The following is an 11,350-nucleotide window of genomic DNA, read 5'->3' as shown; positions in this document are numbered from 1 at the left end:
TCGGCGGAGTATTATTCCTGTTATCGACGGTCATTGTTTTGTGGTGCCTATGGAGGCCCGTGAAACAATGACACGCTTTCCCGTCCTCACCGTCGTCGCCGCCCTGCTGGCGCTCTGGTACATCGCGGTCATTCCGATGAACGCGCAATGGGAATACGATCAGGCGAACCGCGCCGGGCGCGATCTGCCGTTCGGCGAGATGGTCGCCAATACGATGGCACAAGAACGTCCCGTGCTGCCCGCGCCGCATCAGGTGGTGGTGGAGCTGTGGAACTCCACCGTGGTCGAGGAAGCCACCGGCCGCCGGGGCCTGTGGCGCAGCGGGTCGCTGTCGAACCGCAGCCTGATCTACCACGGGCTGATCACACTGAGCGCCACGATGCTGGGCTTTGTCATCGGCACCGGTGGCGGCATCCTGCTGGCCATCGGCATCGTGTATAACAAGGCGATGGATACCAGCGTGATGCCCTGGGCGATTGCCAGCCAGACGATTCCGATCATCGCGCTGGCACCGATGATCATCGTGGTGCTCAATTCCGTCGGCATTGCCGGGCTGGTGCCCAAGGCGATCATTGCGGCCTATCTCAGCTTCTTCCCGGTCGTTGTTGGCATGGTGAAGGGGTTGCGCGCCCCTGATGCGATGCAGCTGGATCTGATGAAAACCTATTCGGCCTCGGGCAACGATGTGTTTGCCAAGCTGCGCCTGCCGACTTCGATGCCCTATCTCTTTGCGTCGCTCAAGGTCGGTATCGCCGCGGCGCTGGTCGGCACCATCGTCGGCGAGCTGCCGGTGCAGGAGGGGGGCCTTGGCGTTCGCCTGCTGTCGGGCAGCTATTACGGCCAGACCATCCAGATCTGGGCCGCGCTGTTTGCCGCGGCGATTCTGGCGGCGGGGCTGGTCGGGATTGTGGCGCTGATCGAGCGGCGGGTGCTCAAGCGGATGGGGATGGCGCAATGAGCGGGCTGACGCGTGTGAGTGGCGGGTGGTTGCGGCTGGGGCTGAGCGCCGCCGTGCTGCTGGCAGCCTGGCTGCCCAAGGCGGGCGCGGCGCAGCCGACGACTGCCGTGCTGGTGGCGCTGCTCGTTGCGGTGGCGCTCGGCTTTGCCTTTGACGCCTTCCGCGGGACGCCTGAGCGGGTTGCGCTGCTGATCGCCCTTGGCCTCGCCCTGGGTTTCGCCGCCGTCGATCTGGCCGCCGCGCAACAGGGGGGCGAGGCCGGGGCTTTCTGGGCCGCGATGATCGCCGTCTGGCTGGGCGCGTGGATGCTGGTGGCCTTCGTGGCCGAATTGCCGCGCAAGGGCGGGCTGATGGGGCTGATCGCGCCCTTGATCTTTGGCGCGACGATCCTGTGGGCGTGGGAATGCGTCGTGCACGCGCTGGGTGTCCCGCGGGTGATCCTGCCCGCGCCGTCCTCTATTGCTGCGCGGCTGGCCACCTCCACCGACACCCTGTGGATCGACCTTGTGCAGACCTTTGGTCGCGGGGCGCTCAGCGGCTATGTCATCGGTTGCGGCTCGGCCTTTGTGTTCGCGCTGGTGGTCGATCGCTACCGCTTCCTGCGTCAGGGGTTGCTGCCGGTCGGCAACTTTCTGGCCGCACTGCCGATCATCGGCACCGCGCCGATTTTCGTCATGTGGTTCGGTTTTGACTGGCCGTCCAAGGCGGCGGTTGTGGTGGCGATGGTGTTCTTCCCGATGCTGGTCAACACCGTGCAGGGCCTGACCGCCACCGACAGCATGCAGCGCGACCTGATGCGCACCTATTCCGCCAGCTGGGGCCAGACGCTGCTGCGCCTGCGCCTGCCGGCGGCAATGCCCTTTGTCTTCAACGGGCTGAAAATCTGTGCGACGCTTGCCCTGATCGGGGCTATCGTGGCCGAGTTCTTTGGCTCGCCCACCTATGGCATGGGCTTTCGCATTTCCACCGAGGTCGGGCGCTTGCAGCTCGACATGGTCTGGGCAGAAATCGCCGTAGCCGCGCTGCTGGGTTCAGCGTTCTATGGTGTCTGGGCTCTGCTCGAACGGCGGGTGACCTTCTGGCACCCCTCGCAGCGCAGCAGATAATTCCGGCCCCGCCTGAAAGGGGTCGGCCAACAAGGAGGTTGATGAATGTCTAAACTAGTTCTGGCCGGGGTAACCTCGGCACTGGCGTTGGTCGGCGGCATGGCGCAGGCCAATGACGAGGTCACGCTGCAGCTGAAATGGGTCACGCAGGCGCAATTCGCCGGCTACTACGTGGCGCTGGAGAACGGCTATTACACCGAGGAAGGCCTCGACGTGACCATCCGCCCCGGTGGCCCCGACATCGCGCCGGTGCAGGTGCTGATGGGCGGCGGTGCCGATGTCATGGTCGACTGGATGCCCTCGGCGCTGGCCGCGCGCGAGCAGGGGGCCCCGGTGGTCAACATCGCGCAACCCTTCGTGCGCTCGGGCATGATGCTAACCTGTCTGGCCGAATCGGGCATCACCTCGCCCGAAGATTTCCCCGGCCGTACGCTGGGCGTCTGGTTCTTTGGCAACGAATACCCGTTCCTGTCGTGGATGGCCCATCTTGGCATCCCGACCGAGGGTGGCGATGACGGCGTCGAAGTGCTGCGCCAGGGCTTCAACGTCGATCCGCTGTTGCAGCGTCAGGCCGATTGCGTGTCGACCATGACCTATAACGAATACTGGCAGGTCATCGACGCGGGCATCACGCCCGAGCAGCTGGTGACCTTCAAATACGAGGATCAGGGCGTCGCGACACTGGAAGACGGGCTTTATGTGCTTGAGGACAACCTCAATGACCCGGCCTTTGTCGACCGGATGGCGCGATTCGTCCGGGCGTCGATGCGCGGCTGGCATTGGGCCGAAGAGAACCCCGAAGAGGCGGCGATGATCGTGCTCGATAACGACGAGACCGGCGCGCAGACCGAATCCCACCAGATTCGCATGATGGGCGAAGTGGCGCTGCTGACGCAGGGGTCCACGGGCGCGCTGGACGAAGAAGCCTATGCCCGCACCGTGGCGACGTTGCTGGGCGGTGGCTCGGACCCGGTGATCACTGCCGAGCCGACCGGGGCCTTCACCCATGTCGTGACCGATGCTGCGATGCAGTGAGGCCTGACTGCAACAGTTTGACGACGAGATCTCGGAGCGCTTCGGCGCTCCGATTTTTTTGTTAGCCGTTAAGCAATGCCGCCAAGTGTGGCTGATTTCTAAGAAACTTCAGACAAGCATTCTGAGTCGCTTTTGCCCCTTCTTTGGTCACGCCCAAGTCAAGACGCTTACAGCCGCCGACGTTAACAAAAACCACTTGCGACCGGGCGCTACCTACGCCAGATTGTGTAGGCCGACAAAAGGGCCACTAGATATAGTAAGGCTCGCTGGGGCAGGGTTTAGAGTAGCAGGAACAGGCAGCAGCCACGGGTTTTCCGTGGTTTTCGACACGTTGCAAGACGTGCCGCTGCGGATCTATGCACCGCACCCCACCCACCGCGAGCCTGCTTTCCGTCAACAGTGGTCCAAGAAACGACGCATTGGGACATAAGGGGACAGGCATTATGAAGATCGAGCGCAAACTTACCACCGAGGGCCAGGACGCCTACGCGGCGCTGGCGTTTACGACGACCGTATCCGAGATCCGCAACCCCGACGGGAAGATCGTCTTCCGCAACGAATCGGTCGAGGTTCCGCAGGGCTGGAGCCAGGTCGCCTCGGACGTGATCGCGCAGAAGTATTTTCGCAAGGCCGGCGTCCCCGCGCGCCTGAAGAAAGTCGCAGAGAAGAACGTCCCCGACTTCCTGTGGCGCTCGATCCCCGATGACAAGGCGCTGGCCGAGCTGCCCGAAGCCGAGCGTTTCGTCGGCGAAACCTCGGCCCGGCAGGTGTTCGACCGTCTGGCCGGTGCCTGGGCCTATTGGGGCTGGAAGGGTGGCTATTTCACCACCGAAGCCGACGCTCAGGCCTATTACGACGAGATGCGCGTGATGCTGGCCCGTCAGATGGCCGCCCCCAACTCGCCGCAATGGTTCAACACCGGCCTGCACTGGGCCTACGGCATCGACGGCCCGAGCCAAGGCCACTTCTATGTCGACCCCTTCACCCACAAGCTGGTGAAATCGAAATCCTCGTATGAGCATCCGCAGCCCCATGCCTGCTTTATCCAGTCGGTGTCGGACGACTTGGTTAATGAAGGTGGCATCATGGACCTCTGGGTCCGCGAGGCGCGTCTGTTCAAATACGGCTCGGGCACCGGCACCAACTTTTCCAGCCTGCGCGGCGAAGGCGAGAGCCTGTCGGGTGGCGGCAAGTCCTCGGGGCTGATGGGGTTCCTCAAGATCGGTGACCGCGCTGCCGGTGCCATCAAATCGGGCGGCACCACGCGCCGCGCCGCCAAGATGGTGATCTGCGACATGGATCACCCCGATGTCGAAGCCTTCATCAACTGGAAGGTCATCGAAGAACAGAAAGTTGCCTCGCTGGTGGCGGGCTCCAAGGCCCACGAGCAGCGCCTGAACGCCATCTTCACCGCGATCCGCGAGTTTGACGGCGCGTCCGAAGGCTCGGTCGATCCGTCGCTGAATGCCGAGCTGAAAACGGCGATCCGCGCGGCCAAGAAGGCGATGATCCCCGACACCTACACCAACCGCATCCTGCAGTACGCCAAGCAGGGCTATACCTCGATCGAATTCCCGACCTATGACACCGACTGGGATTCCGAGGCGTATGTGTCCGTCTCGGGCCAGAACTCGAACAACTCGGTGCGCGTCACCGACGCCTTCCTGACCGCCGTCAAGAATGACGCCGACTGGGAACTGCTGCGCCGCACCGATGGCAAGGTCGCCAAGACCGTCAAGGCGCGCGATCTGTGGGAACAGGTCGGCCACGCCGCCTGGGCCTGCGCCGATCCCGGCATCCAGTTTCACGACACCGTCAACGCGTGGCACACCTGCCCGGCAGACGGCCCGATCCGCGGCTCGAACCCGTGCTCGGAATACATGTTCCTCGATGACACGGCCTGCAACCTTGCCTCGATGAACCTGCTGAAGTTCTTCGGCAACGGCCAGTTCGACGCCGAAACCTACATGCACGCCACCCGCCTGTGGACCGTGACGCTGGAAATCAGCGTGATGATGGCGCAGTTCCCGTCCAAGGAAATCGCGCAGCGGTCCTATGACTACCGCACGCTGGGTCTGGGCTATGCCAACATCGGCGGTCTGCTGATGAACATGGGCTTTGGCTATGACAGCGATGAGGGCCGCGCGCTGGCCGGTGCGCTGACCGCGCTGATGACCGGCGTTGCCTATGCCACCTCGGCCGAGATGGCAGCCGAACTGGGCGCTTTCCCGGGCTACGGTCGCAACCGCGAGCACATGCTGCGCGTCATCCGCAACCACCGCCGCGCCGCACAAGGCCTGACCGATTTCGAAGGCGTCAACGTGAACCCCGTCGTGCTCGACGCGGCCAACTGCCCCGATGCCAGCCTTGTCGCTCTGGCCCGCACCGCCTGGGACGAGGCCCTGACCCTCGGCGAAGCCCATGGCTACCGCAACGCGCAATCCACCGTGATCGCGCCGACCGGCACCATCGGTCTGGTGATGGATTGCGACACCACCGGCATCGAGCCCGACTTCGCGCTGGTGAAGTTCAAGAAACTGGCCGGCGGCGGCTATTTCAAGATCATCAACCAGTCGGTCCCGGCCGCGCTGACCAAGCTGGGCTACAAACCCGCGCAGATCGAAGAGATCGTCGCCTATGCTGTGGGCCACGGCACGCTGGGGCAAGCGCCCGGCATCAACCATACCGCGCTGATCGGCCACGGCTTTGGCCCGGCCGAGATCAAGAAGATCGAAACCGCGCTGGCAACGGCCTTCGACATCCGCTTCGTGTTCAACCAGTGGACGCTGGGCGAAGAGTTCTGCCGTGAAAATCTGGGCATCCCGCAGGCCAAGCTGAACGATCCGTCGTTCGACCTGCTGCGCCACCTCGGCTTCACGAAAACCCAGGTCGAGGATGCCAACGACCACGTCGTCGGCACCATGACGCTGGAAGGCGCGCCGCATCTGAAGGCCGAGCATTATTCGATCTTCGACTGCGCCAATGCCTGCGGCAAGAAGGGCAAGCGCTATCTGTCCGTCGACAGCCACATCCGCATGATGGCGGCAGCGCAATCGTTCATCTCGGGCGCGATTTCCAAGACGATCAACATGCCGAACTCGGCCTCGATCGAGGAAACGCTGGCGGCCTATGAGCTCAGCTGGTCGCTGGGTATCAAGGCCAACGCGCTCTACCGCGACGGCTCGAAACTGTCGCAGCCGCTGGCGTCGGCGCTGATCGAGGATGATGAAGAGGCCGAAGAAATCCTCGCCACCGGCTCGACCCAGGAAAAAGCCGCGCTGATCGCTGAGAAGATCGTCGAGAAGATCATCGTCAAGGAAGTCGCCCGCGGCCGCGAAAAGCTGCCCGAGCGTCGCAAGGGCTATACCCAGAAAGCCATCGTCGGCGGTCACAAGGTCTATTTGCGCACCGGCGAATACGACGGTGGCAAGCTGGGCGAGATCTTCATCGACATGCACAAGGAAGGTGCGGGCTTCCGCGCGATGATGAACAACTTCGCCATCGCGGTGTCGGTCGGCCTGCAATACGGCGTGCCGCTGGAGGAATTCGTCGACGCCTTCACCTTCACCCGGTTCGAGCCGGCGGGCATGGTGCAGGGCAACGAGGCGATCAAGAACGCCACCTCGATCCTGGACTATATCTTCCGCGAACTGGCGATCTCGTATCTGGACCGCACCGATCTGGCCCATGTCAAACCGACGGGCGCAGCCTTCGACGATCTGGGCGCTGGCGAGAAGGAAGGCCAGAAGAACGTCTCGCAAGTCTCTGACGAAGCGGCCACGCGTGGACTGGAAGTGCTGCGCCAGATCTCCTCGACGGGCTACCTGCGCAAACGTCTGCCGCAAGAGCTGCTGGTGCTGCAAGGCGGCTCGCAGCCGCGCGCGCTGGACAGCGGCGCAGCGGTCAGCGCGGTCGCCGGAAACCTCGCGGTCGCTGCGCGTGTAGAAACCTCGGTCGAGGCCGTCGCGGTCAGCATGGACCCGCGTACCAAGGCCAAGATGCAAGGCTACGAGGGCGACCCCTGCGGCGAGTGCGGCAACTACACGCTGGTGCGCAACGGCACCTGCATGAAGTGCAACACCTGCGGGTCGACATCAGGGTGCAGCTGATCCGCAACCCAAGGCGGTGAGGTTTGAGAGGGCCGGGGGAAACCCCGGCCCTTTTCCGTTGCGGGCGACGGCGGGCCTCGGGGGCATCGAGCCCCCTCGGCCCGCGCGGGTTGCCACCCGCACCCGCCCGGGAGGATTTTCCATCCTCCCGGACCCTCCTGGAGGATATTTAACAGAGCAAAGAGGGCGCATTAAGCTTTTGTTAACGCGCCCTCTTTGCTCTTCAAATATCCTCGGGGGGTGAATTCGCGGCACGCGAAGAGGGGGCTGACAGCCCCCCTTTCCCCGGTCGCAGCCTCAGTCGAGGTCAGTGGCGGCGTGCCGTTCTTTCACCGCATCCGCGCTGTCGCCGGGTTTGTTCACCCGTTTGCCGCGCTGCACGGCCGGGCGGGCGGCGGCGTCGGCAGCCCAGCGGACCACGTTGGTGTATTCATGCACCGCGAGGAACTCAGCCGAGTCATACGCCCCGCCCTCGACCAGCCGCCCATACCACGGGTAGATCGCGATATCGGCGATGGAATAGTCGTCGCCCGCGATGAATTTCCGGTCCGCCAGCGTGCGGTCCAGCACGTCGAGCTGGCGTTTCACTTCCATCGCGAAGCGGTTGATCGGGTATTCCATCTTCTCGGGCGCATAGGCGTAGAAATGCCCGAAGCCGCCGCCCAGATAGGGGGCCGCACCCATCTGCCAGAACACCCAGTTCATCACCTCGGCGCGCGCCGGGCCCGAGGCGGGCAGGAACTCACCGAACCGCTCGGCCAGATGGAACAGGATCGAGGCGCTCTCAAAAAGGCGGACGGGTTCGCCGCCCGAGCGGTCCATCATCGCCGGGATTTTCGAGTTCGGGTTGATCTCGACAAACCCCGAGCCGAACTGGTCGCCATCGCCGATGTTGATCAGCCAGGCGTCGTATTCCGCGCCCTTATGACCAGCGGCGAGCAGCTCTTCGAGCATGATCGTCACCTTGACGCCATTGGGCGTGCCCAGCGAGTAGAGCTGGAAAGGGTGCTCGCCGACCGGCAGCACCTTGTCATGGGTCGGCCCCGAAACGGGCCGGTTGATCGAGGCGAAACGCCCGCCGCTTTCCTGGTCCCAGGTCCAGACCTTGGGCGGCACGTAGGCTGTATCAGTCGGCATCGGATTTCCTTTTCTCTTGGCTCCCTGAACCTGAACCTGTGCAGGGAAAGGTCAAGATGCCACGCGCATAAAAAACGGGCCGGGGTTGCCCCCGGCCCGCCTGAAATCCTGGATCCGAGCTGCGGCTTATGGGAAGCCGACGCGGTCGAAGATCTCGGTCGCCTGCGCCGCGTTCAGCCCGTAGACCGAGACGTTGACGCCCGAGTTCTTGAACTCGGTGAACGGGGCCACCGGCCCGTGGATCTCGACGCCCGGCACGATCGGGAATTCGTTGTTGCTGTCGGCGAAGATCGCCTGCGCTTCATCCGACACCAGATATTCCAGGAAGCGCACGGCGTTGTCGTGGTTGGGGGCGTTCACCGCCACACCGGCGCCCGAGATGTTCACATGCGCGCCGCGACCGTCCTGGTTGGGGTAGAAGAACTCGACCGCGTTGGCCACCGCCACGTCATCGGGATTCTCCGAGGCTGCCAGCGCGCCCCAGTAATAGGTGTTGGACACCGCAACCGAGCATTCGCCCGCTGCCAGCGCGCGCAGCTGGTCGCGGTCACCGCCCTGCGGTGCGCGCGCGAGGTTGGTGTTGATGCCTGCCGCCCAGTCCTGCGCCGCCTCCGCGCCCATCACCTCGATCATCTCGGCCATCAGCGAAACGTTATAGACGTTGCCCGACGACCGGATGCAGATCTCGCCTTCAAGGCGGGGATCGGCCAGATCTTCGTAATCGTTCAGCCAGTCAGGACGCTCGCCGGTGCGGGTAAAGATCACCCGGGCGCGGGCCGAGAGGCCGAACCACAGGTTGTCCGGGTGGCGGAAGTTGGCCGGGATACGCGCGTCCAGCACGGCGCTTTCAACCGGCTGGAAAATCCCCGCTTCGACGGCACGGTGCAGGCGGCCGCCATCGACGGTGATGTACAGATCAGCCGGGCTGTTGTCGCCCTCGGTGAGGATGCGCTCCATCAGCTGCTCGCCCGAGCCTTCGATCAGGTTGATCTGGATGCCGGTCTCATTGGTGAAGTTCTCGTAAATCCGCAGGTCGGTGTCGTAATGGCGGGCCGAATACAGGTTCAGCTCATCAGCCATCGCAGGGGCCGAGGCCAGCAGAACGATACCGAGGGCGGTCAGGGAACGGTACATGGGGCAATCTCCGGTTGTGTCTTGCCTGCCTGTGCCGCACGGGGGCGGTTGGGTGGCGTCAAGCACGCGCGTTTGGTCAGCGCGACGGGTCGTGGATAGCCGACGGGCTCTATTCTGACAATAAGAATCGGATAACTGGACACTGTGCCGCTGATCGGCTACGGCCAAGGCGAGAGTAGAGGAAGCCTATGGCACAGACTGCTGCCGTGCACACTCGCGCGCCCGTCAAGACGCGCCGTCGCCCCCTGAGCGCCTGGAGCCTGGGGGCGCTGCTCATCGCCGCCCTGATCGCGCTGCCCATCGTTACCGTGGTGGCGCAGGTGTTCATCCCCTCGGGCGGGGCGTGGTCGCATCTGGTCTCGACCGTGCTGCCCCTCTATCTGCGCAATTCGCTTTTGCTGGTCGTGCTGACCGTCGCGCTGGCCTCGGCCATCGGGGTGGGAGCGGGCTGGCTGATCGCCGGATTCCAGTTCAAGGGCAGGGGCGTGCTGCAATGGGCGCTGATGCTGCCGATGACCGTGCCGGGCTATGTCATCGCCTATGTGTATTACGACCGGCTGGCCTATGCCGGGCCGCTGCAGACCGGCTTGCGCGAGATTTTTGGCTGGGGGCGGCATGACTACTGGTTCCCGCAGGTCGCCTCGCTGCCCGGTGCGGCGGTGCTGCTGGCGCTGGTGCTTTACCCCTATATTTACCTGTTGACCCGCGCCGCCTTCGCCACCCAGTCGCTGCACCTGATGGAGGCCGCGCGTGCCCTTGGCCAATCCCCGCGCGGCGCGTTCTTTCGCGTGGCGCTGCCGATGGCGCGGCCGGCGATGGTGGCGGGGGCGGCGTTCGTGGCGATGGAGACGCTGGCCGATTTCGGCACCGTTTCGCATCTGGGCGTGCAGACCCTGACCAGCGGCATCTTCCGCACGTGGTTCGCGCGCGGTGAGCCGGTGGCGGCGGCGCAGCTGGCCGCGTTGCTGATCGGCTTTGTCGCGCTGGCGCTGGTGCTGGAGCGTATCTTGCGCGGATCGCGGCGCTATGTCGGTGATCCGGCGGGAAAATCCGCGAGTGCGGCAGCGCGTCAACCGCTGACCGGCGTGCGGGCGCTGATCGTCATGGCGCTGTGTGCCTTTCCGGTGTTCGCCGGGTTTCTGTATCCGGTCTGGGATCTGATCCGCCGCGCCGTGCTGGTCGGCGATCCGATGTGGGGCGCGCGTTTCTACGCCTTCGCCGGCAACTCGCTAATGCTGGCCGGGCTGGCCGCGCTGGTGTTGCTGACGCTGGGGCTGTTTCTGGGCTACGCGCGCCGGATGGACGGCGGGCCGTTGGTCAAGGCCGCATTGGGCGTCGCCGGGATCGGCTATGCCATGCCGGGCGCGGTGATCGCCGTGGGCATCCTGCTGCCGCTCAGCTGGGTGGATCAGACGCTGGACGCGTGGATGCGCGCGACGTTTGACGTCTCGACCGGGCTCTTGCTGACCGGCTCTTACGTCGGCCTGATCTTCGCCTATACGGTGCGGTTCCTGTCGATCAGCCTGAGCACCATCGAGGCCTCTCTCCAACGCATCCCGCCGTCGCTGGACGATGCCGCGCGCGGTCTAGGCTCGGGGCCGGGGCGCACCTTGTTCACCGTGCATTTCCCGCTGCTGCGCGGCGGGCTGCTGTCGGCGGCGATCTTCATCTTTGCCGATGTGATGAAGGAACTGCCCGCCACGCTGATCGTCCGTCCGTTCAATCTGGATACGCTGGCGATCCGCACCTACCGTCTGGCGTCCGACGGGCGGCTGGACGAGGCCTCGACCTCGGCCCTGCTGATCGTCGCGCTGGGGATCATTCCGGTCGTGCTGCTCAGCCGCGCGATGGACCGCCCCTCGGCCCACTGA

Annotated in this window: 7 protein-coding genes; 5 read left to right on the top strand and 2 right to left on the bottom strand. The window is 64.5% G+C overall.

The genetic code is table 11. From position 1 onward, the window contains the following. Positions 1-67: 67 nt before the first annotated feature. From OKW52_RS15360 to OKW52_RS15345, 4 genes are all read left to right on the top strand, one after another. The gene (locus OKW52_RS15360) at positions 68-958 is read left to right on the top strand and encodes an ABC transporter permease (RefSeq protein ID WP_264506486.1); all 891 of its coding nucleotides are present in this window, start codon (positions 68-70) and stop codon (positions 956-958) included. 305 nt (positions 959-1,263) lie between these two features. Next, on the top strand, positions 1,264-2,064 hold the full coding sequence (locus OKW52_RS15355; protein WP_264507720.1) for an ABC transporter permease: 801 nt from the start codon (positions 1,264-1,266) through the stop codon (positions 2,062-2,064). Positions 2,065-2,109: 45 nt separating this feature from the next. Then, positions 2,110-3,099, top strand: coding sequence for an ABC transporter substrate-binding protein (locus OKW52_RS15350; protein ID WP_264506485.1), 990 nt, complete (start codon positions 2,110-2,112; stop codon positions 3,097-3,099). A 443-nt stretch (positions 3,100-3,542) separates the two neighbouring features. After that, complete coding sequence (locus tag OKW52_RS15345; RefSeq protein WP_264506484.1) at positions 3,543-7,208, top strand: vitamin B12-dependent ribonucleotide reductase; 3,666 nt, start codon at positions 3,543-3,545, stop codon at positions 7,206-7,208. A 297-nt stretch (positions 7,209-7,505) separates the two neighbouring features. On the opposite strand, the gene yghU is transcribed toward OKW52_RS15345, so the two are convergent. Together yghU and OKW52_RS15335 are read right to left on the bottom strand one after the other, a co-directional pair. Continuing rightward, positions 7,506-8,345 (bottom strand): glutathione-dependent disulfide-bond oxidoreductase, encoded by an 840-nt coding sequence (yghU, locus tag OKW52_RS15340; protein WP_264506483.1) that lies wholly within the window; start codon positions 8,343-8,345, stop codon positions 7,506-7,508. 126 nt (positions 8,346-8,471) lie between these two features. Further along, positions 8,472-9,479, bottom strand: coding sequence for an extracellular solute-binding protein (locus tag OKW52_RS15335; protein ID WP_264506482.1), 1,008 nt, complete (start codon positions 9,477-9,479; stop codon positions 8,472-8,474). Positions 9,480-9,667: 188 nt separating this feature from the next. Between OKW52_RS15335 and OKW52_RS15330 the strand changes: the two genes are divergently transcribed. Next, a complete protein-coding gene (locus OKW52_RS15330) occupies positions 9,668-11,350 on the top strand; it encodes an ABC transporter permease (RefSeq protein WP_264506481.1) in 1,683 nt (560 codons plus the stop codon).

This window comes from Pararhodobacter zhoushanensis (assembly GCF_025949695.1).
Lineage (GTDB): Bacteria > Pseudomonadota > Alphaproteobacteria > Rhodobacterales > Rhodobacteraceae > Pararhodobacter > Pararhodobacter zhoushanensis_A.
The sequence above is the reverse complement of the archived record's forward strand: the minus strand, read 5'-3'. Positions and strand labels throughout refer to the sequence as shown.

What these genes read in the sequence shown, in the direction of transcription:
- OKW52_RS15360 (WP_264506486.1), top strand. Translation starts at nt 68, where the DNA reads ATGACACGCTTTCCCGTCCTCACCGTCGTCGCCGCCCTGCTGGCGCTC.
- OKW52_RS15355 (WP_264507720.1), top strand. Translation starts at nt 1,264, where the DNA reads ATGCTGGTGGCCTTCGTGGCCGAATTGCCGCGCAAGGGCGGGCTGATG.
- OKW52_RS15350 (WP_264506485.1), top strand. Translation starts at nt 2,110, where the DNA reads ATGTCTAAACTAGTTCTGGCCGGGGTAACCTCGGCACTGGCGTTGGTC.
- OKW52_RS15345 (WP_264506484.1), top strand. Translation starts at nt 3,543, where the DNA reads ATGAAGATCGAGCGCAAACTTACCACCGAGGGCCAGGACGCCTACGCG.
- yghU (WP_264506483.1), bottom strand. Translation starts at nt 8,345, where the DNA reads ATGCCGACTGATACAGCCTACGTGCCGCCCAAGGTCTGGACCTGGGAC.
- OKW52_RS15335 (WP_264506482.1), bottom strand. Translation starts at nt 9,479, where the DNA reads ATGTACCGTTCCCTGACCGCCCTCGGTATCGTTCTGCTGGCCTCGGCC.
- OKW52_RS15330 (WP_264506481.1), top strand. Translation starts at nt 9,668, where the DNA reads ATGGCACAGACTGCTGCCGTGCACACTCGCGCGCCCGTCAAGACGCGC.